At 32.3% G+C, this 25,145-nt stretch carries 21 protein-coding genes; all 21 read right to left on the bottom strand.

Annotated elements, in window-relative coordinates; translation table 11 throughout:
- Positions 1–3,138: 3,138 nt before the first annotated feature.
- Positions 3,139–3,366: a DUF4357 domain-containing protein gene (locus IPH52_18065; protein ID MBK7056917.1), complete on the bottom strand. Its 228-nt coding sequence runs from the start codon at positions 3,364–3,366 to the stop codon at positions 3,139–3,141.
- A 35-nt stretch (positions 3,367–3,401) separates the two neighbouring features.
- The gene (locus IPH52_18060) at positions 3,402–3,950 is read right to left on the bottom strand and encodes a GIY-YIG nuclease family protein (GenBank protein MBK7056916.1); all 549 of its coding nucleotides are present in this window, start codon (positions 3,948–3,950) and stop codon (positions 3,402–3,404) included.
- A gap of 46 nt (positions 3,951–3,996) precedes the next feature.
- Positions 3,997–4,323, bottom strand: coding sequence for a hypothetical protein (locus tag IPH52_18055; protein MBK7056915.1), 327 nt, complete (start codon positions 4,321–4,323; stop codon positions 3,997–3,999).
- Complete coding sequence (locus IPH52_18050) at positions 4,292–5,278, bottom strand: hypothetical protein (protein MBK7056914.1); 987 nt, start codon at positions 5,276–5,278, stop codon at positions 4,292–4,294. Before IPH52_18050 ends, IPH52_18055 begins: the two co-directional genes overlap by 32 nt.
- A gap of 2,853 nt (positions 5,279–8,131) precedes the next feature.
- A complete protein-coding gene (locus IPH52_18045) occupies positions 8,132–10,555 on the bottom strand; it encodes a hypothetical protein (protein ID MBK7056913.1) in 2,424 nt (807 codons plus the stop codon).
- A gap of 390 nt (positions 10,556–10,945) precedes the next feature.
- On the bottom strand, positions 10,946–11,767 hold the full coding sequence (locus IPH52_18040; GenBank protein MBK7056912.1) for an Rpn family recombination-promoting nuclease/putative transposase: 822 nt from the start codon (positions 11,765–11,767) through the stop codon (positions 10,946–10,948).
- Between the two features lie 193 nt (positions 11,768–11,960).
- Complete coding sequence (locus IPH52_18035; GenBank protein ID MBK7056911.1) at positions 11,961–12,293, bottom strand: hypothetical protein; 333 nt, start codon at positions 12,291–12,293, stop codon at positions 11,961–11,963.
- A gap of 38 nt (positions 12,294–12,331) precedes the next feature.
- Positions 12,332–12,718 carry an ankyrin repeat domain-containing protein gene (locus IPH52_18030; protein ID MBK7056910.1) on the bottom strand — a complete coding sequence of 129 codons (387 nt, stop codon included), beginning with the start codon at positions 12,716–12,718 and terminating at the stop codon, positions 12,332–12,334.
- A gap of 723 nt (positions 12,719–13,441) precedes the next feature.
- Positions 13,442–13,633 carry a YgiT-type zinc finger protein gene (locus IPH52_18025; protein ID MBK7056909.1) on the bottom strand — a complete coding sequence of 64 codons (192 nt, stop codon included), beginning with the start codon at positions 13,631–13,633 and terminating at the stop codon, positions 13,442–13,444.
- Positions 13,630–13,947 (bottom strand): DUF4258 domain-containing protein, encoded by a 318-nt coding sequence (locus tag IPH52_18020; GenBank protein ID MBK7056908.1) that lies wholly within the window; start codon positions 13,945–13,947, stop codon positions 13,630–13,632. The genes IPH52_18025 and IPH52_18020 overlap by 4 nt, the downstream gene beginning before the upstream one ends.
- A 55-nt stretch (positions 13,948–14,002) precedes the next feature.
- Positions 14,003–14,191, bottom strand: coding sequence for a hypothetical protein (locus IPH52_18015; protein MBK7056907.1), 189 nt, complete (start codon positions 14,189–14,191; stop codon positions 14,003–14,005).
- Positions 14,192–14,196: 5 nt separating this feature from the next.
- Positions 14,197–14,892 (bottom strand): hypothetical protein, encoded by a 696-nt coding sequence (locus IPH52_18010; protein ID MBK7056906.1) that lies wholly within the window; start codon positions 14,890–14,892, stop codon positions 14,197–14,199.
- Positions 14,893–15,172: 280 nt separating this feature from the next.
- Positions 15,173–15,643 carry a hypothetical protein gene (locus IPH52_18005; protein MBK7056905.1) on the bottom strand — a complete coding sequence of 157 codons (471 nt, stop codon included), beginning with the start codon at positions 15,641–15,643 and terminating at the stop codon, positions 15,173–15,175.
- A gap of 57 nt (positions 15,644–15,700) precedes the next feature.
- Positions 15,701–16,375, bottom strand: a complete 675-nt coding sequence (locus tag IPH52_18000; protein MBK7056904.1) for a hypothetical protein — start codon at positions 16,373–16,375, stop codon at positions 15,701–15,703.
- Positions 16,368–19,286 (bottom strand): N-6 DNA methylase, encoded by a 2,919-nt coding sequence (locus tag IPH52_17995; protein ID MBK7056903.1) that lies wholly within the window; start codon positions 19,284–19,286, stop codon positions 16,368–16,370. Before IPH52_17995 ends, IPH52_18000 begins: the two co-directional genes overlap by 8 nt.
- Before the next feature lie 1,414 nt (positions 19,287–20,700).
- Positions 20,701–21,663 (bottom strand): DUF4365 domain-containing protein, encoded by a 963-nt coding sequence (locus IPH52_17990; GenBank protein MBK7056902.1) that lies wholly within the window; start codon positions 21,661–21,663, stop codon positions 20,701–20,703.
- 76 nt (positions 21,664–21,739) lie between these two features.
- Positions 21,740–22,186, bottom strand: a complete 447-nt coding sequence (locus tag IPH52_17985) for a hypothetical protein (GenBank protein MBK7056901.1) — start codon at positions 22,184–22,186, stop codon at positions 21,740–21,742.
- Positions 22,187–22,198: 12 nt separating this feature from the next.
- Positions 22,199–22,717: a hypothetical protein gene (locus IPH52_17980; protein ID MBK7056900.1), complete on the bottom strand. Its 519-nt coding sequence runs from the start codon at positions 22,715–22,717 to the stop codon at positions 22,199–22,201.
- 609 nt (positions 22,718–23,326) lie between these two features.
- The gene (locus IPH52_17975) at positions 23,327–23,635 is read right to left on the bottom strand and encodes a hypothetical protein (GenBank protein ID MBK7056899.1); all 309 of its coding nucleotides are present in this window, start codon (positions 23,633–23,635) and stop codon (positions 23,327–23,329) included.
- A 54-nt stretch (positions 23,636–23,689) separates the two neighbouring features.
- On the bottom strand, positions 23,690–24,142 hold the full coding sequence (locus IPH52_17970) for a hypothetical protein (GenBank protein MBK7056898.1): 453 nt from the start codon (positions 24,140–24,142) through the stop codon (positions 23,690–23,692).
- 31 nt (positions 24,143–24,173) lie between these two features.
- Positions 24,174–24,767: a hypothetical protein gene (locus tag IPH52_17965; GenBank protein ID MBK7056897.1), complete on the bottom strand. Its 594-nt coding sequence runs from the start codon at positions 24,765–24,767 to the stop codon at positions 24,174–24,176.
- Positions 24,768–25,145: the final 378 nt, after the last annotated feature.

Here is a 25,145-nt window from a genome sequence, read left to right as displayed (position 1 = left end):
GAATGAATCTAATTCTATTTAAGAAAACAAATCAACCTTAATTTAAAACGAAAAAGTCAAAACACACTTGCTGACCCGTGATATGTAAAACAATTTAAAATATGCTCTCGTTCGCCCGTTCATCATTTAATTTTAAACCAGCTTCAAAATTCCTTGCCTTTTAATCTGTTTTGATTGAACAAATGAAATATAGCCGAGTCATTTCGCCTAACGTTAAGCGTTGCCGTCGTGCTTCCTAGCATGACTCCGAGCCAGAAGTATACTGTGCATATTGCGTGACACATCAGTAAGTGGCGCGTAATATGCGTTATCCTTCTTAAAACAAAAAGTCCGACAACAACAATATTGCCAGGCTCGGAGCAAGAGAGTGAACAGCATCCGAACCTAGTTCACTCTCGCAGTGGCAATGCTAAGTTATGCGGGATGACTCGAATTATACGAATAAAGTCAGACAAATAGTAGACTTAATTCTTCAACCATTCGAATGCAACACACACTTTTATCCCGTGCGATTCCTATGAATGCAAATAGGACAAATAATATCAACTAAAAATAATTTATGCAATTACGATTCTTAAAATATTTTCCTACACAAGTTTTGGACAACAAAGAAACAAGAAAGCCAAATTATGAACACGATAAAAAAATTACTTAGAACGGGATAACCCTTATTTACCCCGAAAACAAGTCTGGCAAAGTGAATATTTTATTTTATGAAACAATAAACAATTTTCCTACTTCGATTTTTAAACCTAATAACAAAGAAGTCAAAACCTTTTTTAGAAGAACCAAGTCTCAGGGTTTATCTATTTTTGTTTCAATACGAAAAGCAAATACTAACTCAGCTTAACTTCTTAACTATCGAATGAATCTAATTCTATTTAAGAAAACAAGTCAGCCTTAATTTAAAACGAAAAAGTCAAAACACACTTGCTGACCAGTGATACTTAAAACAATTCTAAATATGCTCTCGTTCGCCCGTTCATCATTTAATTTTAAACCAGCTTCAAAATCCCTTACCTTTCAATCTGTTTTGATTGAACAAATAAAATATAGCCGAGTCATTTCGCATAACGTTAAGCGTTGCCGTCGTGCTTCCTAGCATGACTCCGAGCCAACAGTATACTGTGCATATTGCGTGACACATCAGTAAGTGGCGCGTAATATGCGTTATCCTTCTTAGAACAAAAAAGTCCGACAACAACAATATTGCCAGGCTCGGAGCAAGAGAGTGAACAGCATCCGAACCTAGTTCACTCTCGCAGTGGCAATGCTAAGTTATGCGGGATGACTCGAATTATATGAATGAATTCAGACAAATAGTAGACTTAATTCTTCAAACATTCAAATGCAACACACACTTTTATCCCGTGCGATTCCTATGAATGCAAATAGGACAAATAATATCAACTAAAAATAATTGATGCAATTACGATTCTTAAAATATTTTCCTACACAAGTTTTGGACAACAAAGAAACAAGAAAGCCAAATTATGAACACGATAAAAATATTACTTAGAACGGGATAACCCTTATTTACCCCGATAATGAGTCTGGCAAAGTGAATATTTTATTTTAAGAAACAATAGACTGTTTTCTTACTTCGATTTTTAAACCTAATCACAAAGAAGTCAAAACCTTTTTTAGAAGAACCAAGTCTCAGGGTTTATCTATTTTTGTTTCAATACGAAAAGCAAATACTAACTCAGCTTAACTTCTTAACTATCGAATGAATCTAATTCTATTTAAGAAAACAAATCAGCCTTAATTTAAAACGGAAAAATCAAACCACATTTGCTGACCAGTGATACTTAAAACAATTCTAAATATGCTCTCGTTCGCCCGTTCATCATTTAATTTTAAACCAGCATCAAAATTCCATACCTTTCAATCTGTTTTGATTGAACAAATGAAATATAGCCGAGTCATTTCGCATAACGTTAAGCGTTGCCGTCGTGCTTCCTAGCATGACTCCGAGCCAACAGTATACTGTGCATATTGCGTGACACATCAGTAAGTGGCGCGTAATATGCGTTATCCTTCTTAGAACAAAAAAGTCCTACAACAACAATATCGCCAGGCTCGGAGCAAGAGAGTGAACAGCATCCGAACCTAGTTCACTCTCGCAGTGGCAATGCTCAGTTATGCGGGATGACTCGAATTATACGAATAAAGTCAGACAAATACTAGACTTTAAATCTTCAACCGTTCGAATCCAACACACGCTATTATCCCGTGCGATTCCTATGAATGCAAATAGGACAAATAATATCAACTAAAATAATTGATGCAATTACAATTCTTAAAATATTTTCCAACAAAAGTTTTGGACAACAAAGAAACAAGAAAGCCAAATTATGAACACGATAAAATATTACTTAGAACGGATAACCCTTATTTACCCCGATAATAAGTCTGGCAAGGTGAATACTTTATTTTAAGAAACGATAGACAGTTTTCCTACTTCGATATTTGAACCTAAGCACAAAGAAGTCAAAACCTTTTTTAGAAGAACCAAGTCTCAGGATTTATCTATTTTTGTTTCAATACGAAAAGCAAAAACTAATTCAGCTTAACTTCTTAACTATCGAATGAATCTAATTCTATTTATGAAAACAAATCAGCCTTAATTTAAAACGAAAAAGTCAAAACACACTTGCTGACCAGTGATACTTAAAACAATTCTAAATCGGCTCTCGTTCGCCCGTTCATCATTTAATTTTAAACCAGCATCAAAATTCCTTACCTTTCAATCTGTTTTGATTGAACAAATGAAATATAGCCGAGTCATTTCGCATAACGTTAAGAGTATCCGACGTGACTTTGAAACTCGAAAGTGCGGTAGCACCTTTTGAGTTTCAAAGTCATGTCTCCGAGCCACCCGTATGACTAGCAAGTCCTGTGACTGAACGGATGGCGCGCAAACTTGCTCTTTTCTGCAAGTTTCGTGACAGTAGTGAAGGCACTGGACTTGCATTAGCTTTCCAAATAAACTAAAAATTTTCACTTAAACAATCAGCCGGCTCGGAGCAAGAGAGTGAACAGCTTCCAAACATAGTTCACTCTCTTAGCGGATACTCGCAGTTAGACGGCGTTTGCAGAACTGCACTAAAGAGCTATACCTGTTTGTATATTATACTATTTCCACACCAAATTACCATTAACCTGATTCCCTGATACTACACTAGCGGCGGCACTTTTACTATTAAAAATATAGTCTTGTAAAAAAATATTACTTTCGGATATAATATGCTCATCAATTAATTTTTTCCTCAATTTAGAATAGCTTGATTGCACAAAGTTATTAGTATTATTATCTGAAATTTTCGAATCTTTTAATACTTTAATAGAGCCATCTTCCAACAAGATAGCACTTGCATTAAACCTTTGACCAGTGTAATTTATTTTTTATCTGCTTTAGAAGAAAGAATTAAATCTTCAGTAAATATTTCATACCCCAACAGTGGGAGGATGATTTTGATATTTCGAAAAAATACTAAAAGACCCGGAATGTCTTCTTCTGGTATTGATGGTAATTGAGGGCTGTTGCGATTCTTAATTTTTGATTTTAGAGCTTTATTTGCTTCGCTTACACAAATACTTTCTAAGTATTGGATATGAGCTTTTGTTAAGGAAGTATCTGAACTATAAAAAACAACGAAGGTATCATACCAATCTTTATTCTCAGAATTATTATGAACAACAATTCGTTCATTAAATCCATCAGCTTCTCCTATGTACACTTCCAACTCTTCATCTGAAAAATGTAATAAAAAATATAAGCATGCATTCTTTAATTCTAGATAATCTGCTATTACTGCTCCTATTTTCTCTCTAGGGGCAGCCACGCATTTTCCGCTCCATTGGTCAATGTTTACGCCTTTAATTCCTCTTGAAAATCCTTCTCTCAGAAAAAGAGTTATTTTTTTTCCTATATCATCTGTACTCATATTATTCTCCTTATAAAATTATTCATAGTCCCGCCTTAAAGCGTATTTATTTTAAATTCAAATATTCCCAATCCCAATTTTCTGGAGCAGGCCATTCAGCAAATTTTTTTAGAACTGGTTCTAATGTCTCCTCCCAATTACCAACCTGTTCTTTTGTTTCGATATTCGTAACAATTATATTTTTATCATTCGGTTGAAATATAAATACAATGGTTGATCCATCTAGAGTTTTTACCTTTAGCCGCAACTTGTCTTTTCCTTGTTGTGTTAGATTAAAATCCTCTTGGCTAATTTTAAATCCTGTTTTTGAATTCTTTCCGAGTATAACCGTATTCCAAAGATCATAGAAAGATATTTCTAAATTTTTTTGCAATAAAGAAAACTTTTTTTCTCAAGTGCGATTTCGCAAAAGGATATTTTTGAGATAATATTTTTATAAGTTTGGCATCAACGCATTCTACCGATGTTTTATTTTTAATAGATTTAAGTTCTTCATTATCCTCGCTTACAGGCAATTCATACAATGCTTTACAGTTTTTTTTATCAATGGCTGCAAAATTTACTTTCTCTTTCTCAAAAACTTCTTTACGCTCTTCATTTATTTTATCAACTACAGTCTTATAGTTATTCTCTAAATGAAGTAAAAGTGGACTGCTATCTTTTGAATAGCTAATACCTGAGCCGCGTATTATTCCTTTTTTATTTGATTCGTCCAATCCTTCTGTAAAAAATCCTCGATAATAAACCGAATATCTTATTTTCTCTGAGAGGAAAACTTTTTCATTTTTAATTTTGATTATTGATTCAAAACTTCCTGGTTTCGGCTCTCTTTTAGTAGTATAGTTTATGTAATCAACATCTAGATCATAAACTGTCGTATACTCACAAGGTAATAAACAAAGTGTGAAATATGAAAGGTAGGTTAGCAATGGTGATGAATTGGAAATAATTGTTTCATTTTTTAAAGCTACTGCCATTCCTCTTGAATCAAGATCACCACGGGTAATTGGATTTTCCTTTCCATTCTTATAAAAAAAATTGTTTATTCCATTACCAATTTCAGAACCATTTCCGACAAGTATTTGAAGCTCCTGACTGGGATCTGGTTTTACTGCTTTCAAATTGTTAAACGAATATTGAGTGACTGAACTACATGAGATACATACAAATAATATTACTGGAATCCATTTCAATTTCATAATTTCCTCTCTTATTTTATTTTCTTTGGCATTGTGCAAACCTTGAAATTTGCTGCAAATGCCGTCTAACGTATCAGCGTTGCCGTCGTGCTTCCTAGCATGACTCCGAGCCAAAAGTATACTGTGCATATTGCGTGACACATCAGTAAGTGGCGCGTAATATGCGTTATCCTTCTTAAAACAAAAAAGTCCGACAACAACAATATCGCCAGGCTCGGAGCAAGAGAGTGAACAGCATCCGAACCTAGTTCACTCTCGCAGTGGCAATGCTAAGTTATGCGGGATGACTCGAATTATACGATTAAAGTCAGACAAATAGTAGACTTAATTCTTCAAAAATTCGAATGCAACACACCCTTTTATCCCGTGCGATTCCTATGAATGCAAATAGGACAAATAATATCAACTAAAAATAATTTATGCAATTACGATTCTTAAAATATTTTCCAACAAAAGTTTTGTAAAACAAAGAAACAAGAAAGCCAAATTATGAACACGATAAATTAATTACTTAGAACGGGATAACCCTTATTTACCCCGAAAAGAAGTCTGGCAAAGTGATTTTTTTATTTTAAGAAACAATAAACTGTTTTCCTACTTCGATTTTTAAACCTAATCACAAAGAAGTCAAAACCTTTTTTAGAAGAACCAAGTCTCAGGGTTTATCTATTTTTGTTTCAATACGAAAAGCAAAAACTAATTCAGCTTAACTTCTTAACTATTGAATGAATCTCCTTGTATTTTAGAATACAAATCAGCCTTAATTTAAAACGAAAAAGTCAAACCACATTAGCTGACCAGTGATACTTAAAACAATTCTAAATCCACTCTCGTCCACCCGTTCATCATTTAATTTTAAACCAGCCTCATAATCCCTTACCTTTCAATCTGTTTTGATTGAACAAATGAAATATAGCCGAGTCATTTCGCATAACGTATCAGCGTTGCCGTCGTGCTTCCTAGCATGACTCCGAGCCAAAAGTATACTGTGCATATTGCGTGACACATCAGTAAGTGGCGCGTAATATGCGTTATCCTTCTTAAAACAAAAAAGTCCGACAACAACAATATCGCCAGGCTCGGAGCAAGAGAGTGAACAGCATCCGAACCTAGTTCACTCTCTCGCAGTGGCAATGCTAAGTTATGCGGGATGACTCGAATTATACGATTAAAGTCAGACAAATAGTAGACTTAATTCTTCAAAATTCGAATGCAACACACCCTTTTATCCCGTGCGATTCCTATGAATGCAAATAGGACAAATAATATCAACTAAAAATAATTTATGCAATTACGATTCTTAAAATATTTTCCAACAAAAGTTTTGTAAAACAGAGAAACAAGAAAGCCAAATTATGAACACGATAAAATAATTACTTAGAACGGGATAACCCTTATTTACCCCGAAAAGAAGTCTGGCAAAGTGATTTTTTTATTTTATGAAACAATAAACTGTTTTCCTACTTCGATTTTTTAAACCTAATCACAAAGAAGTCAAAACCTTTTTTAGAAGAACCAAGTCTCAGGGTTTATCTATTTTTTGTTTCAATACGAAAAGCAAAAACTAATTCAGCTTAACTTCTTAACTATTGAATGAATCTCCTTGTATTTTAGAATACAAATCAGACTTAATTTAAAACGAAAAAGTCAAACCACATTTGCTGACCAGTGATACTTAAAACAATTCTAAATCTGCTCTCGTTCGCCCGTTCATCATTTAATTTTAAACCAGCCTCAAAATTCCTTGCCTTTCAATCTGTTTTGATTGAACAAATGAAATATAGCCGAGTCATTTCGCATAACGTATAAGCGTAGCCGTCGTGCTTCCTAGCATGACTCCGAGCCAAGTGTATACGGTGCATATTGCGTGCCACATCTTCTCGTGGCGCGTAATATGCGTTATCCCAATTAAAACAGAAAAGTCCAACAATCACAATATCGCCAGGCTCGGAGCAAGAGAGTGAACAGCATCCGAACATTGTTCACTCTCGCAGTGGCTCACGCTCAGTTATGCGGTTTGACTCGAACTTCTACGATTAAGTCAGACAAATACTATTCTTAATTCTTCATACATACGAATTAAAAACACCAATATTTTCTGTGCGATTCCTATGAATGCAAATAGGACGATTAATTTCAACTAAAAATCCTTTATGTTAAAACGATTCTTGAAATATTATTCTACGTAGTTTCTGCATGACAAAGAAACAATAAAGCCAACTTATGAAAACGGTCATAAGGAATTTTTAGAACGGGATAATCTTAATTACCCCGAAAACAAGTTTCGCAATTAAAGTTTTTTATTACAAAAACAAAGAAAAGTATTTACATCGGTTTTTTATTTCTAATCACAGTAGAGGCTTAACCTTTTTTATACCTACCAAGTCTCAGGGTTTATCTATTCTTTGTTTGAATACGGAAAACAAATACTAACTCAACATATCTTCTTAGCCTTCCAGTAATTGTATTCTATTTAAGAAAACCAATCTGTCTTAACTTAAAACTAATAAATCAAAAACACACTTGCTGTCCAGTTTCTACTTAAAACGATTCCAAATCCACCCGTTCAGCGTTAAATTTTAAACCAGCCTCTTAATTCCTTTCCCTTTCAATCTGTTTCGATGAAGCAAAGAAAGTAGAGCCGAGTCATTCCGCATAACGTTAAGCGTATCTGACGTGACTTTTAAACTCGAAAGTGCGGTAGCACCTTTTGAGTTTAAAAGTCATGTCTCCAAGCCGACCAACTACTAGCAAGTCCCGTGACTGAGTGTAGGGCGCAAAACTTGCATTATTCTCTTGCAAGTTTTGTGACCGGAACGAAGGCACTGGACTTGCGTGAGTTCAACAAAAATACTACAAAGTGTGGCTAATACAACTAAGCCGGCTTGGAGCAAGGAGGTGAACAGCTTCCGAACATAGTTCACCTCCGTAGTGGATACTCGCAGTTAGGCGATGTTTTTTAATATTAGCAACCTGAGACTTTCATCTTATTCTATTCTTATAATTAATTATATACTTATTAAAATCAAACGATGCTCCGACACTTCTTGATTTCAGAATTTCTAAATCAGTAATTATATATAAGATTTTCTGTTTTAACTTTTTATCATTTTTCTCTTTTTCGTAAATAGTTAGATATGTATCACCCAACTCTGATAATAATTTATAATAAACATCGTCAAATGGGATAGATTTGTCTTTGCTAGAATTCAGTTTTAAAAATATATTTCTTGACTCTTCAAATAATTGAATAGATTTATTCAAATCATTTAATCCTTTTTTAACAAATTTCCCATAAATCCATAATACGGACGCAAACGATTTGGTGATTTTAATGTTTTGATAAAAGAAATTTACTGAATGAACGCAATGAGAATATGACTCTGCAATTAATTGATTATAATCACTTTCATTTTCCAAGTTCTCAGTGACCTCTCTGAAAAGCCTCGCTTTCTGATATTTAATATAGGGATGATTTGTCATCGCTTCGATTTTAGTAAAGTCATTTGATAATCTATCTAGTGCTTCTTTAAATTGATTTTTATTTCCTTTTAACTTTCTTAGTTCTGCAACCTGTCCGTCATACATACTAAACGCTTCTGCGATACACAATGAATCTGTATCAGTGGTAGGTGCCCAATCGTCAAAAATACTCAACAATGTTGGGTTTTCTTTCTTCTTTGCGATTAATTCCATCTTTTTTCTTATAGCATTTTTATATTCTGAAATTTTAACTTTATAAGTATCTGATTCGATATCATTATCTTGTGAAACAAAAACAAATTTTTGAGCAAACTCATTTAAAGAAAAATTTTCATATCTCTTATTTACAATTAATCTTGTTGCTAATATATTACAAATTTCTTCAGCATGCGAATATTGAACGTCTGTAATTGTCGTAATGGCATGTATATTCATTTCTTCATCGTACAAGGATAGAACTTTTAATATTTTGGAAACAGGTTTACCTTGACTTTCCAAATATTTAATTGTTCTTTCAAAAGTATTTGCATACATAAAGGTAACAAGTTGCTCCATATTCTGGGTACTAGAATTTAAATCACCTATGATCTCTGTGAAGCTGGATACACCAAAATTCAATCTAGTCACTGATAACACTATAATCAATGTATTACCTCGAGATGCTTTAATTAAATTATTTTTTTCGTTATCATTTAGTGATAATGACAAATCATTTTGAGCAATGTATTCATCAATAAATTTAACTCCATTGTTAACCTCTTTGAATTCTTGCAAATGTAATCTTTCTTCACAGTTTTCTTCTTCTCTAGAGGTCACAATAAATTTAATATTTCTTGGCACTCCATACCGAATAAACTCAATTATTTTATCTTTTTCTGAGTCTGGTAATGTTTCTAAATTATCTACTACTATTATTCCTTTTTTATTATCTTTCTCTAATTGCGAGATATTTTGAATCTTAAGATAGCGGAAGATACCTTTCAATAATTCATCAAAACTTTTGATCTGCGGTTTTAACTTTTCCACATAATATTCGCCTGTAGTTTCCTTTACTTTCAACATTTCTTCCTTGCCAGTAAAGAAGAGAATAAAATCAATTTCCATTTTAAATGATTTATCTAATATACTCTTAATTAAGTCATAGATAAATTCTATAACTAAGGCCGTCTTACCAACACCTCCGTATCCAAAAATTACTAATGAATCAGAAGTTCTCAACTGATTTTGTTTTCCTAATAAAGAATCACTAATTTTTCTTAATTCTTTATCTCTAAAAATTACTTTCCCATGTTTAAAGGGAATATTATCAAGATTATGAATGCGTAAGGGGTTCCCAGTAATTGATTTTGAAAAATCATCAATAAATTCTAATAGTTCAATTACACTCGAATACCAAAAATACTTATCTTCTATTATATTCATTAAAATGCTTATAAATCTAATACTTTCTTCTGCTTCTTTTAAATCAATATTCTTAGAAGCGTGATGAGATAGATAGTTTCTGATATTTTTAAAATTTTGTGCTAAATAGTAAAACTCTTGGGGAGATTTAAAATAATTTTTGCCTAGAAATTTTTGAAAACGTGTATTTATAAAGAAAACAATGAAATCAATTAAATCCGATATATAAGGCACTTCTCCTGATGCTACAGTCCTATTAATGTAAGAATTATACGAATACTCTATCGCAGAGTATACTTTTTTCGATTCTTTTTTTTTCTTTTCAATCTTTGATTTAATTTCATTCGAAAGTATTATTGAACTAGAAGCAATATTTGAATTCAAAATATCTAATTCCCTTTCTAGGTCAGTTGAAGATTTTATGAATTGAATTAAAGAATCTGCAACAAAGGATCGTAAAGATACTTCAAATCGTTTTATTATTTTGTCTAGTTTATCTGAGTTGTCTGTTGAAAGATACATTGTCTTTCCTCCAAATTTAAAAAATATCGCCTAACGTTAAGAGTATCCGACGTGACTTTGAAACTCGAAAGTGCGGTAGCACCTTTGAGTTTCAAAGTCATGTCTCCAAGCCGACCAACTACTAGCAAGTCCCGTGACTGAGTGTAGGGCGCAAAACTTGCATTATTCTCTTGCAAGTTTTGTGACCGGAACGAAGGCACTGGACTTGCGTAAGTTCAACAAAAATACAACAAAGTGTGGCTAATACAACTAAGCCGGCTTGGAGCGAGAGAGTGGACAGCTTCCGATATAGTCCACTCTCGAAGTGGATACTCGCAGTTAGGCGGTGTTTGCTGGCGTGTGTATTACAATAAAGTATTTCAATTTCTTTCAGTGACACTGAGATTAGACTTATAACTTTTCAATTTCTTCTACACTCAAACCAGTTGCTTTCGAAATAGATTTTAAATCTACTCCAATTGATTTAAGATTTTTAGCTATTTCTAATCCTTTTTTCTCTTCAGCTCTTTTTTCGGCTAATTCAACTTTGCCTCTTTCGTCTTGTTCTCTCATCAAGAAGTAATCATAACTAGCTAATTCATCTTTAGTCCAATTATGTTTATCCGATTCTGTATAGGCTTCTTTTAATCCTTCATCACTAACGTCAGGTGGTATTACTTCTAAGTTTTTTGCATTCTTAATAAAATAAATCCATTTGTCAGTAAGAGTTTTACACTCACTTAATTCTTTTTTGAATTTTGGTAACTCAATAAAATTAAAGTTAATATCTTTTAATTCATTTTCCAAAGTTTCTACGTTTAAAAGTAAATGGCGTGTCAAATAGTTATTACCCTTAAAGTAATCAAATTCCAAAATACCTACTAAAACTACCGGTGTAAGTTTAGAATAATCATCTCCTTTTTCTATTTGAGAAGAGTATTCCTTGGAAACATAATATTGAACTCTTTTGTCAAATCCCGTGACTTCACTTAATTGCATTTCTACAAGGTAAGTATTTCCCATTTGGTCTTTTACCTTTACATCAATAATGGAAGTTTTGAGTCCAGTAATTCTTGGGAGTTGAAATGTTGTAAGAAAATCTAAGTGAATAATTTTCTTATCTCCTTCTAAATTCAATATAGAATTTAAAAAAGAGATAAGAATAACTTTTTTAGCTTCATTTCCAAAGATTTTTCGGAAAGCTACATCGTTTTTAGGGTCAGCAAATTTCATGATTATAGTTTTCCATTTATAAAAGAAAAGTCAATTGGAAAATTTGATCTTTAGCTTTTCTCCTAATTTACTAATTTTTGTTCTAAACATTTTGTTTTTATTCAAATTGGTTTTAAACATTGCTAAAGCACAATGTCTGAACCGAAGTTACTTACTGCAATACTTGGAATCGAGGCAAATCTTTTCAATGTAATTACCATATTTTTTTAGGAACTCCACCTGAAACAATTATGTCGTGATAAAAAACTAAGATATCTTCATAGACAGACGTAGAAACTAAAATGTAATTTGAATTAATATTATTTGAACAGATAAGTCTTTCCATTTCCGATGAATTGTCATCAAAACGATAAATCGTGAGGAGTCTCATTCTGTCTTTTTCATTATCAATTTGTATCCTTACTATTACTTCCTCTTTAACCTTTACTTCATCATTTTCTATTTTAGAATCCATATAAGCATCATCAAAAATAGATTTTAGAAATTCATTGGAGAGATTCTCGGGTGTAATCAAATCATCCTTCATTTATATTCTCTCCTTAGTTTTATTGTTAGTAGCATTTGTCATTTAGCCCCAGCCTTAGTAAGTATTTCTATTATCTTGCTATGCCCATTTTTCTTTGCATAAGAGAGTGCGGTTAATCCATTCTTTCCTGCTTTATTAACATTAGCTCCTCGTGAGATTAATAATTCCGTTGCACCTATATGAGCCTTTCCAACTGATCCCATTAATGGCGTATCACCATCGTAATCTTCGGTATTTACATTTGCACCTTTATCCAATAAAAATCGAATTACTTCAGTTTGACCAAGCACAGCCGCTTGACGTAATGCCGTACCGCCACTGGGTGATCTAGCTTCAATAGCAACTCCTCTTTGAATAGCCTCTTTAACTATAGAAAGATTACCTTCACGCGCAGCTAAAATAAGCATGTCTTCTAATTGATTCATTTAATTTCTCCTTGTATTTAAAATACACTACGGCACTTATAGCGTAGTTAAATTCTCACAAAGAAACTCACGCCACGCCAGCAAATACCGCCTAACGTTAAGAGTATCCGACGTGACTTTGAAACTCGAAAGTGCGGTAGCACCTTTTGAGTTTCAAAGTCATGTCTCCAAGCCGAACTAAAACTAGCAAGTCCCGTGACTGAGTGTAGGGCGCAAAACTTGCATTATTCTCTTGCAAGTTTTGTGACCGGAACGAAGGCACTGGACTTGCGTAAGTTCAACAAAAATACTACAAAGTTTGACTAACACGACTATGCCGGCTTGGAGCAAGGTGACGCACAGCATCCGAACATAGTGCGTTACCGCAGTGGATACTCGCAGTTAGGTGATCGTTTTTTGCTTCTACTACTAAAAAGTTCGCCCCATATTTCAAACCAGCCGAGACACGGATGTCGAAGGCTGGTTTCTATACATTTCAGGTTTGCTTGTAATACTTATTCCGAATCAATTCTTTTCTCTAATTGATTTTGGTCTCTGCTTTGTATGCCTTCTCTAATTTCAGGGGATAATTCATATTCATCTCCAATTAATACTTTTTCCTTTGCTCTCATTGTGTGGTGTTCCCTTTAATCAGTAGCTAATAAAGTGTTAGTATTTGAATTTTCTAAATGGCGACTTTATATGCAATTCCGACAGGAATTAATTGCTTACTACTTTTGTTCTTCAATTCCTTTTAATTCTCTCAAAGTATCGAATTGTTTCCGGCTCATAGTATCTTTCTCCACAGTGGTCGCAAACTTCCGCGTTGACTTTTACTAGCGCAGTATTGTCATTAGACGATAAAATCTTTTCTACCAATTTCGCATTTGTTTTTCCAATTCCACAATGAATACATTTTGATAGTCTTTTTTTCATGATTTTCTCCTAGTTTTTTTATCATCCATCCACTCAGTTTCATTTGGTTTATATACTGTTATCAAAACAGAAAATAATTTTTCTTTAAAATATCCCCACACACTATGAACAGGATTCGATTCATAATCGTTTCCACTAATCAAGCAAGAAGGAGCGATTCTACTTTTCGGATAATCTTCAATAATTTCCCCATTCTCAACTGAGTGCAATACATTTTCCAAGTCTAAATTATCTTCATCCATTTCATCAAAGGCATGGTCGCTTACCCGATAATTTCCATTTTGGATTGAATTCCTAATTTCGTCAATATTCAAAATTTTTTACCGCCCTTATGTCTGAACTATGCTTTTACTTTTTTCATAAACATCTCTATAGTCCAAGTTTTTCGATTACAATTCGATATTTACTTTTACCCGGATAATAGCCAATGCTCTTTACTAAATAAACATCTTTTTCAAATATTACTTTCATATCTGTGTTTAAAACGGGAAGCTGCTCGACGCTTTCCGTAAAGACTGTTTCTTGACCTTTGATATTGATATAATTTATAGTATACATTTATTCTATCTATCAGTATTACTTACTCTTTTCATGTATGCTTTGTATTTTTTGACTATTGCCCCGCTAATTAGAGCAAATCTTTCTGAAAAGAAAATATTTTTCTTCTTATCATAGTCTTTTCTTTTCCAGTTTAATATTTTTAAATCTGCATCCGAATATTTTAACTTTTTTTTATCTAGAATACTTTCAAAGATTTTTATTCGATCACTCTCTATTAAATTTGTAAACTCTTCAATATCCTTTACTGTTTCGTAGAATTTTCCGCTCATTGCATCTAAATTGCTTTTTTCTTTTTGTGTTAATTTTATATCTTTAAGATAATAAGGTAGCGGTAAGCGTTTAAGTATATTTCTGAAGGTAGTCGTGTCAGTATAATTTATCAATTCACTTGTAATATCAATTTTTTTTGCAAAATTTTCATTGCCAGTTTTAAAAAATAAAAATTGTCTGAGTCCCCTAAATAAAGATTCATTCTGTTTTATTCGTGTCCCAACATGAATAAAATTTGATTCATAAAAGATAGAAGATATTGCTAGAAAAGTTCTTTCAATATCTAAGCCCGATTCATCGTAGTATTCCTTTATTTTAACAAATACATCCTTTGCATTACGATAGAATTTGTCTGGAATGAAAATATAGACTAACGTTTGACCTTTTGCTATTTCATTAGGAAAGTTACCATAACTCGATGCATTCAAAGGAAGGAATTTGTGTTTCTTAATCCAAATATTTAAAGAATTATTAGTATCTTCTCTATTAGCAAATTTACCTAAAATTATGTAAGGCGTATTTCTATCGAATTCCGAAGAACTGAATAGATTAGCAAATCTAAGGCTTACTTCTTCACTGCTTATTAATTTTGTAAATCTTGAATTAATTTTTTATCATCTCTAGCTTGCTCCTTTAATTCCTTCAAAATATCTTCTTGATTAAAACGATTACTAAGATATTTATGATTATCCGCTTTACTTATTATTTCTAAGAAATATTTTTTTCAGTATCTGGTAATTTGTAAAACTCTTCTTTTAAATAATTAATGAATGCTGTAGGATTATTAGAATAAAATTTATCAGAAATAAATTTTTCATTTTTGGCAAATGCGGCTAATACTTTATATCTCAAATCAAACTTATTTGAATATTTATCCATTAAGGAAATTACGTTATCTCCAGGGTCAACGTCTAGGTTAACGATAAGTGTTTTTGCTATCTCATAATTGACTTCTTTTAAATCGAGAAAGGCTTTGTATTTGTCTAAGTATAATAACATGGCCCCACAAAAAAAAGAAACAAAAATCGAAAATGAAGGCATTAATATTGATTTTATCTTTCCTTGTGGCAAATAAATTTCGCACAAGATATTGAGAGTGACTAAAGGGATAAAATACCAAGAAAATCTTCGATAATTTATATCTAAAAACGTACGAATTATTGGCTTATCTCTTATCACGTTTATTCCTTATTATCCTTTCTTTCTTCTTTCCACTAAACAATTTTAATTTCAGCATTATCCACCAACTTTCAACAATTGAATCTGCTCGTCTGATTGCATTAATTTCATAGACTGCAAACGTTTTTCTGTTTCGGGTCGTTTATACTTATGCCATGTTTTACTAGGTTTATATTTTAGATTTGCAATTTCTTCAACAAAAAATTCTTTATTCATTTCATCAAGCTTAGATGACAAGGCAATGAAGTCAGTCCATAAAATTCTTCCAACCGTTTTCATTTTTTCATTTGGGACATCTTGAATTTTTACTTGCAAAGTTACGAAGTAATCTTGTAAGAAATTTAATTCTCTTATAACTTTTGAAGAATACCAAATTGAATTACTAAGAATTTCGAAAAGCTTCGATTTTAATTGTGTTAAATTTTCTACGGAATGAAAGGCAATTGGGTACCTATATATTTTTTCACCTGTAAAATTGTATTGGTTAACAGTTCTTAAATCATTTATAAAAATATTTAATTTTTCAAAGGCTTCTAATTTCTTATCAATAAACTTTTCAATTACTTTAAATTTTGTTTCACTTTTCTTTGTGATAAGTCCACCGATGAATGTAATGAGCGAACCAACAAAAACTCCAAAAATTGAAAGTAGACTAATTACGATTTCCTTTTCGTAAGAATAGAATCCGATTAAAAAGTCATATGCATAATCAGAAAAGAAAGAATTATCCATTATCCCCTTCCACAATGTTAATTTCTTCTGGAGTGAGGTCATAGAGTTGATATACGAGAGAATCAATTTTGTTATCGAGATGAGTTATTTTTTGTTCAATTCTAGTAGAATCAGATGTAGTCTGCGTAACTTTCATCTTTTCGTTTATAAGCAAATCTACATTAGCTACTAAATCCTTATATAAAATCTCTTCTTCTTTTTTCTTAAAGTCAATACTTCTAATATATAGTTTTTCTAAATTAACTTTTTTTATTTCTGCAAAGACTCTTCCTTCTTCTGGAACAATTGACCTATAGTGATAAATAAAAAGTTTTGAATTTAGAAGTCCTAATAAATATTTCAAATCGTAGGCTTTATCTTTCAATGCAATATTATAAACATTATTCAAGTTATAATATTTGTTAGTATCAAGAGCGGCAATTATTTTATCAGCAGTTTGCCTAATCACAATTTTTTCATTATCCTCAAACGGTGCCGTTTGACGAGGTTCTGCAAGATGAACTCCATATGATATATACCGAATCTCTTTCGGTTCTATTTTATATCTCGTAATATCTTTACCAATGATGTATTGCTTATAAGTTTTATTTTTTTGTTTGCTTGCATCAAAGATTCGCTCATCTACCGTCTTTCTTGTTTGTTTAGGAGAACCTTTACCAACTTGATAAGGTTTAATGCCCATGATAGGAATTGCAATCTCGCTTAGTAAAATTACAGGTTTCTTTTTTAGATTAATTTCTTTCTTAGAAGAAGATAATAAGTTCATTTCATATCTGTTAGCCTCAAAAAATTTTTGCTGGCTAACAGTAATATACTCATTGTCTCCAAATTCGTTATAGTTATTTGCAATGAAATAGTTTATATTATTTAGGGAAGTATTCTTCGAAAATGCAAAGGAGATAGTCTCGGCTGTTTCAGCTTGTTCGAAAACTTTATATCTACACAGTGCAATATAATTTAACTGAAAATTACTTAAAAGAAAATGCCTTACTTTTGAAAAATAATGTTGGGTCAATAATACACCTGGAATAATTAATCCTAGCTTCCCATTATTTTTAAGAATATTAAATCCTTGCTCGATAAAGAGGACAAAACTATTTACTTGATACTCGTAAGTCTTAGAAAATTTTTCCATTAAATACTTTTCGATTTTATCATTAATTGCTGCGCCATACGGAGGATTGCCTATGATACAATCAAATTTTCCTTTCTTAAAAATATCTGAAAAACTGTTACTCCAACTAAAAGCATTTATTTGTTTTTCTTCATAATCAGAAAGCAGAAGTCTTTCCTCATAAAAATCCGTTTCCACAAGACTATTCCCGCACATAATATTTCCCTCAAGCGGAGGCAGAACACAAACATGAAAAAGAGTGACTTCCTGATGCACTTCATAATGAGTAGTATTCTCAAGTGCTTTCAGCGACAAACTCATCTTAGTCACTTCAACAGCTTGTGCGTCAATATCAACGCCATAGATGCAAGAGCGGAGAATATCGCGTTTGATTTTGGACGTTAGGCGAATGTCTCCATTGGAATCGGTGTAGACTGTCTTTTGTTCTTCGCGGGTTAATTTTTTATTTTTGTAATAACTGATTGTCCATTGAATCAAGGCGTCGTAAGCCGCTATTAAAAAAGAACCAGAACCACAAGCGGGGTCACAGATTTTGATTTCGAGTAGGTCGTCGATGGTCTTGCATTCTTTTAATTTTTCGCCGACAGTTTTTTCTACGATGTAGTTTACAATATAGTCGGGCGTATAATACACACCACCCGCTTTGCGGACTTCGGGTTTGTATTCAATCTTCGCCCGTTTGTCTGTAGTCGTTACAACTTTTCCTAAGAATTGTTCGTAAATCGTTCCGAGTATTTCAACTGGAATGACTTTGAAATTATAACGAGAATTTTCAGGAAGAAAATCTTTTAGAATTCCAACTAGTGTTTTATTGCCTACTTTTACGCTGTCAAGTTCTGCTCTCTCTGCAAATATACTTCCATTGTAAGTCTTATCTAGGTCATGAAAAATATCTTTGCATTCTTCGAATACAGAATGCGCGGAAGTTTCTTCTTTTTGAATTCTATTTACGATTTGCTTTATAATTTCTTCTTCAATCTCTCTATCCGATAAAACTTTGATAAAAATAAATCTATCTAAAATCAATTGAACGGATTGAGTAATAAATTCTGAACTAAATTCAGGTTGATATTTTTTTATATCTTTTGCAAGCGTTATCCGCCATCCTGACTCTTCATTGTCCAAGTCATTCAAGAATGCTTTGTCTGGCGGAATACGGTTAGCCTTTATCTTTTTTTCGTTTAAGTAGAGCGTAGGTCGAGATGTGGCTCCTCCTGCGAATGAATCCTTGCGAACATTTTCTTTTTCGAAGTAATCCCAGAGCTCATCGAATTTAGTGATATAATCTTTATATGTCCAATCAATCACACAGTAGTTATTTAAAATAGAATTATCTTTTACTGGAAACGTACAATCAAAGAAACGAAATTCTTCGAAATCGGTTAATAACGCGAAGTCTACTTTCTTAGAAGCAGATAGAGATTGTGTTGAGTATGAATAAGAGTATGCTTGCCAAATATAGTCTGTTCTTTTTTGAAGATCATACTTGGTATGCTTTGCTTCCACATAGAATTTAGGTTTCTGGTCTAACTGTAAAAGATAATCCGGCTCTTTCCCATTTCTTCCTTTTGCCTGAACAATAAATTCTCTTTCACTTGGATTTTGAATTCCTTCGTTTGATATGTTCCAGTTTAAATATCTAAAAAGAGGTTTAATAAATTCATCTTCAATTTGTGCTTCTTTATAATCTCCGGAAGTTTTAATAAAATCTATTTTTCCTTCAAAACTTTCTGTTAATTCTTGAATTTTTTTTCTTGACTCTTCTTTAGTAAACATACAAAAACCTTATTTTTTTCTTTAAATTCTGTCAATGTGATTTTGCCTGAGACACGGATGTCGAAGGCACCTATACCAGCAAAGCCAATGGGGCGGTAATACAAAAAGCCAAAGCAAAAAATGTCACCTAACGTAAAGAGTATCCGACGTTGAAAAAATGGCAAGAAAATTCCCCAAGAATTTTTCTTGTCATTTTTTCAATGTCTCCAAGCCGACCAACTACTAGCAAGTCCCGTGACTGAGTGTAGGGCGCAAAACTTGCATTATTCTCTTGCAAGTTTTGTGACCGGAACGAAGGCACTGGACTTGCGTAAGTTCAACAAAAATACTACAAAGTGTGGCTAATACAACTAAGCCGGCTTGGAGCAAGGTGACGGACAGCTTCCGATATAGTCCGTTACCGCAGTGGATACTCGCAGTTATGCGCTTTGCCTCGTACGACTCCGATAAAATCTGACAAGAACTAAACTCGTAACTCGATAAAATCTAGCAAGTAATTTCCGTCCACGCGTTTACTATATGTTTACCTATGATAAAAAACTTCAACTAAAAAAACTTTAAGTTAATGCGATTCTTGAAAATTTCTTTCTACAAATAAATAGGAAGGCTTAGAATCAAAAAAATGTTTCATAATTCTATGCGGGCAAACTTAGAAATAGAAAGTCAATTGAAGAATTCTATTCAGTCATACTTAAACCAAAAGTGCAACTTGTTTGATTCTAATAGTAATTCTTAAAATATCAATAAAGTTTCGGATAATTCTTATTATCCAGCTTATATTTAATATTTTTATTCTTATATTTTTATTTAATTTTTAAACTTAAAGATACAAAGCAGTTCTTAAAATACCAAAAAAGTCCAAAATCAGAACTCCTTTCAATTTTATTTAAAACAATCGTAAATCTGCGTTTCACATTATTTTTCGAATCCAGCCATAAAAACATTCTTTTTCCATTCTTCTACAATCTGTTGAATTAACTAAATGAAATATAGCGAGGCATTGCGCATAACGTTAAGAGTATCCGACGTGACTTTGAAACTCGAAAGTGCGGTAGCACCTTTTGAGTTTCAAAGTCATGTCTCCGAGCCACACTATTACTAGCAAGTCCCGTGACTGAGTGTAGGGCGCAGAACTTGCATTATTCTCTTGCAAGTTTTGTGACCGGAACGAAGGCACTGGACTTGCGTGAGTCTGACAAATATACTACAAAGTTTGACTAATACAACTAAGCCGGCTTGGAGCAAGGTGACGGACAGCTTCCGATATAGTCCGTTACCGCAGTGGATACTCGCAGTTAGACGGTGTTTTAGGTTCGCGTAATACGAATAAGCCTTAACTGACGCGTTACTAGAACAAGTCCCGACACGATGTCGGGTGTAATACTTACTCCATTCGGCAATACTAAAACCAATATTAAGTATTTCTAATATCATTATAAGTAAATGAATATTTTTCAAATTTATTATCAGACTCTAAATAGTTAATAAGTGTTAAAAAGGATGCACCTAAATCATTCAAGGACAACTTTACTCGATAAAAGCTTTTTTCTGGATCGGAATCAATCGGAACGATATCAGCAGGCTCCTCATACCATTCTTCAAATGACAGAGGGAAAAAACAACAATCATCTTCCTTATCATATATAAAACATTCATTGGCATATTGTTCCCTTTTCTGCTCCTCATAGCTCTCGAAATCCATTTCTAAATCAGCCCAGGGTACTAGATTCTTAACAATATCTATAGTTTCACTATTTGGATAATAATACAGCAAACTTGATTTTTCTAGTAAAGAATTTGACTGTTCGTAAATAAATTTAATTGATGTTCGAGATAATGATTTATTTTTCCAATCAGAAAATTCTAGAAAAATGTCTTTATCGTTTTTCAGTATTTCCATTAAATTTCGATCTAGAAGTAATTTATTAAATCTATTTGATTTGAAGTTGAGTTTGTAAATTTGTCTCAATGCATAAAAGGCTTCTTCATCCAGAATGTTGGTAATTGGAATATCTACTTTATAAGTCTTGCCTAGTCGTAGAACAGTTTCGTCAGTAACAGGGTAAGATAATGCTAAATCTGTTTCAGGATTATAAAGAATTATTATTACAGGCAAACTATGATTTAACCAATAATTTGCATGTCTATTCTTGATTCTAAATATAATTTTGTCATTTTTAATTTCTTTAAAATAACTCAGACCTGTTTTTATTTGAATTGCTATTAAATTTCCTGTAGGGATATTTGAATCCACGATTTCTACTTGACCATCTATTCCGTAATCTTTGACATGTTGTTCTCGAAAAAACCATCCTTTACGCGAAAAAATATTCTCTACTTTTGATACACCTATTCTATCCGTTAAAGGATTATTCATAGTAGCCCTCAGTAATATTTTTTATATTACAATTATTTCTCATTGGTGAAATTCTAATATAAACTTTTTTACAGGCTTATTTTATTAATTCCAACAAATTTTTCTTGATACTTTCGAATTCATCCGTATTTAGAAAATTTTCTTTTTTTAAAAGAGAACTCTTTTCTAAATATTTCATTACTTTATCATTATCATAATCTTGTATTAAGATTTCTTTTTCCGGTTTTTGAGAATCATTGTTTGCTTCTGTCTCTATCGCAGGGTTATTAATTCTCGATGCAGCTCTTTTTACTTTCCGTAAATCACTCTCCAAATCAATCACTGCCCTGCACGAATTGCATTCATACAATTTCTTCTTTTTACCTTCAGCTAACAGCGAAACCCCAACGGTTGCAAAGGCAGTTGTATTTCTGATTATTTTTGAAAAGGTTCCCTTTTTTTCTACAAGTTCTTTAAGAGTTGTGTTTACTTTGCACACTGAGCATACTTTAATAATTGTTTTACCGGTGTATTCATATTTCATAATTGCATCCTTTTAATTTATTTTTGTAAGTAATTTTATTTTCTGTTGATTAGCTTCTTCATCTGTTAAAATATTTTGTCTATTTAATTGATATATTTTTTCTAAATCATCTACCAATGAAAAAATATCAAAATTGTTTATCGTTTTTTCTTCAATTGTATTGTTACTCTCAACATTTTTTTGATATGAATCGAATTGATTAAAAATTTCATTGATTACGAGTAATATTAATTCTTTATTCGGATCAACATTTAATAATGGATTAAATAAATAAAGGCTAGACATCCATTTTTCTTTAATTAAATGACTTTTATAAAACATTTCCAAATTGGTCGAATTAGATATTTCTATTTTTTCTAGTTCGCTATACCTTATAATATTATCTATCATTGATCCTTTTTTAAAAATTCCTTTATTCGTTAAAAACAGGAAATATGTAAAACTATGAATTAATCCTTCATTCCATATTGCAAAGTGTATAATTTCATCTGAATCAATCTTTTTTTGTAACCGCTTTTCTTTAAGATACAACTTTAATTTTTCAGGAAAATCACTTTCATTTTCCGAATATTTGTAATTATATCCAATTAAACTGTTATTTTTATAATCTTTATCACCTGTTAAACTCCTTTTTTATACAGATTCTTGCTTGTAGACAAAAGTCTCTTAGACCTCTTTGTAAAACTCAAAAAATAATTCCTTTGCGAATAACATAATATATTTACTCCAAGTCTTTCCGAGACACGATGTCGAGGAAACCTACACAGAAATATTTCAGCGTCAGTTCCTTTTCAGTGTGTGTTCGAACCTAAAATGCCGTCTAACGTTAAGAGTATCCGACGTGACTTTTAAACTCGAAAGTGCGGTAGCACCTTTTGAGTTTAAAGTCATGTTCTCAAGCCGAACTATTACTAGCAAGTCCCGTGACTGAGTGTAGGGCGCAAAACTTGCATTATTCTCTTGCAAGTTTTGTGACCGGAACGAAGGCACTGGACTTGCGTAAGTTCAACAAAAATACTACAAAGTTTGACTAACACGACTTAGCCGGCTTGGAGCAAGGAGGTGAACAGCATCCGAACATAGTTCACCTCCGCAGTGGATACTCGCAGTTAGGCGAAGGAAGTGCACTATTACTAAAAATCAATTCAACTCCATAATATTTCTAAACACTATTCCTTCTTCCTCTAATACTCTAATCTTTTTTATTAATAATTCTTTAAAATCCATTTTTCTTTCAGCTAGTATAAATAATTCCTGAACCGTCATTAAAATAAAACGTGCATGATTGTTATTATACCTTTGAAATATATAGTCATTAAAATTTGAAAAGCTAATAAACAATCCTCTAGTAAAAGCAGACTTAGAAATTATTTTGTCTGAAAAAATTCTCAAATCATCGATTCCAATTATTTCTTTTTTCCATTTCGCTTCTACTAAATATGTACTCACCAATTATTTTATATGAAGGTCTTGGGTATAATCTGAACTGCTCGAAAAAATAGTTTAAAAATTTTCAAATTCGAACCCTCTTTCATTCGGCTTTTCAATTAATGTAACACTATACAGCTTTCTTTTTATTTCGTCAAAATCAATACTTTTGTTAGTCTCGACTGTAACTTTCTTTTCTAATACTCCTACTTTTCCCAACAATCTATTTGATAAATCTATACAAAAAATAAAATCCTCTTTTTCGTTGTCAGCGATTGTATGAAATTCCTTTTTGTATTTCAATAATTGATTTATTAGTTTCCCAACATATATATCTTTTTCGTTTTCTAGAATAGCTCTTAAAATTTTTGCTTTAGAAAGATTGGGATAGTTTTTATAAATATCTATATCTAAGCAGTCTTTTATGAATTCTTGGAAAGTTCTATTGGAAAAGTCTAACACATAGCCTTGGTCCATATTTAAGATTTTTTCTAGTTTTTGTTTTTCAATAAAATTTATCTTTGCCATATATCCTTCTCATGTTTATCAAATAAGTTTATTATTCGATAGTCAATAGAATTGCAAAAAATCCTTTTTTTATTATTTTATCTCTTATCGATGGGAAACATTTTCTTGATTCCTTTTTTTTAATATGCTTAACAAGGTTTTCTGGCAAATCGATATTACGTTTTTTTACTTCTCCTTTTTCGTTAATAAATTTATCCGGAAATCTTTCTTGGTTCACAATTAATAGATAGCTTTTGAATTTTTTATTTTTAGTTTCCTTTCTCAGATTTACTATTTTCTCAATATCCTTTTTGATCTGAGTAGTAATAGCGTTTTGATTTTTATCTTCATATTTTTTAATTTCGATAATTGCTTCCAATTCTTCAGTATCATTTACTTTTCTACATATAGCTATATCCGCTCTGTCTTTATTTGATTCATTTTCGCTAATTTTACTGTATTGATATTCTGGATATATACGATATTTTTCATTTTGGCTATTCATTAACCCTTTCAAAATTTCCCACAATTCAGAAGCGATAGCCCCTTCTGGAATTTGATAAAACGGAAATATTGTTTTTTTATAAGCTACCCAATATACAATTGATTGTAGCATATCATTTGTCCAAGCACTGTGATTTTTCATAAAAACTCCCTTTAAATGTTAATTCTAATATGTTTACTTATGTCTTTGTTCTGCACTTCTTTCGCCTAACGTTAAGAGTATCCGACGTGACTTTGAAACTCGAAAGTGCGGTAGCACCTTTGAGTTTCAAAGTCATGTCTCCAAGCGACTAACTACTAGCAAGTCCCGTGACTGAGTGTAGGGCGCAAAACTTGCATTATTCTCTTGCAAGTTTTGTGACCGGAACGAAGGCACTGGACTTGCGTGAGTCTGACAAATATACTAAAAATTTTGACTAACACAACTAAGCCGGCTTGGAGCAAGGGACGGGCATCATCCGAACATAGCCCGTTCCGCAGTGGATACTCGCAGTTAAGCGCAGTTCCGCATCGTATTACG

The sequence above is a fragment of the Leptospiraceae bacterium genome, assembly GCA_016708435.1.
Lineage (GTDB): Bacteria > Spirochaetota > Leptospiria > Leptospirales > Leptospiraceae > UBA2033.
This window is presented reverse-complemented; position numbering and strand designations above follow the sequence as displayed.

Coding starts and splice junctions, on each gene's coding strand:
- IPH52_18000 (MBK7056904.1), bottom strand. CDS start 16,375: ATGGATAATTCTTTCTTTTCTGATTATGCATATGACTTTTTAATCGGA.
- IPH52_18050 (MBK7056914.1), bottom strand. CDS start 5,278: ATGCACAGTATACTTTTGGCTCGGAGTCATGCTAGGAAGCACGACGGC.
- IPH52_18035 (MBK7056911.1), bottom strand. CDS start 12,293: ATGAAGGATGATTTGATTACACCCGAGAATCTCTCCAATGAATTTCTA.
- IPH52_18015 (MBK7056907.1), bottom strand. CDS start 14,191: ATGTATACTATAAATTATATCAATATCAAAGGTCAAGAAACAGTCTTT.
- IPH52_17965 (MBK7056897.1), bottom strand. CDS start 24,767: ATGAAAAATCACAGTGCTTGGACAAATGATATGCTACAATCAATTGTA.
- IPH52_17970 (MBK7056898.1), bottom strand. CDS start 24,142: ATGGCAAAGATAAATTTTATTGAAAAACAAAAACTAGAAAAAATCTTA.
- IPH52_18030 (MBK7056910.1), bottom strand. CDS start 12,718: ATGAATCAATTAGAAGACATGCTTATTTTAGCTGCGCGTGAAGGTAAT.
- IPH52_18045 (MBK7056913.1), bottom strand. CDS start 10,555: ATGTATCTTTCAACAGACAACTCAGATAAACTAGACAAAATAATAAAA.
- IPH52_18040 (MBK7056912.1), bottom strand. CDS start 11,767: ATGAAATTTGCTGACCCTAAAAACGATGTAGCTTTCCGAAAAATCTTT.
- IPH52_17990 (MBK7056902.1), bottom strand. CDS start 21,663: ATGAATAATCCTTTAACGGATAGAATAGGTGTATCAAAAGTAGAGAAT.
- IPH52_18060 (MBK7056916.1), bottom strand. CDS start 3,950: ATGAGTACAGATGATATAGGAAAAAAAATAACTCTTTTTCTGAGAGAA.
- IPH52_18025 (MBK7056909.1), bottom strand. CDS start 13,633: ATGAAAAAAAGACTATCAAAATGTATTCATTGTGGAATTGGAAAAACA.
- IPH52_17995 (MBK7056903.1), bottom strand. CDS start 19,286: ATGTTTACTAAAGAAGAGTCAAGAAAAAAAATTCAAGAATTAACAGAA.
- IPH52_17985 (MBK7056901.1), bottom strand. CDS start 22,186: ATGAAATATGAATACACCGGTAAAACAATTATTAAAGTATGCTCAGTG.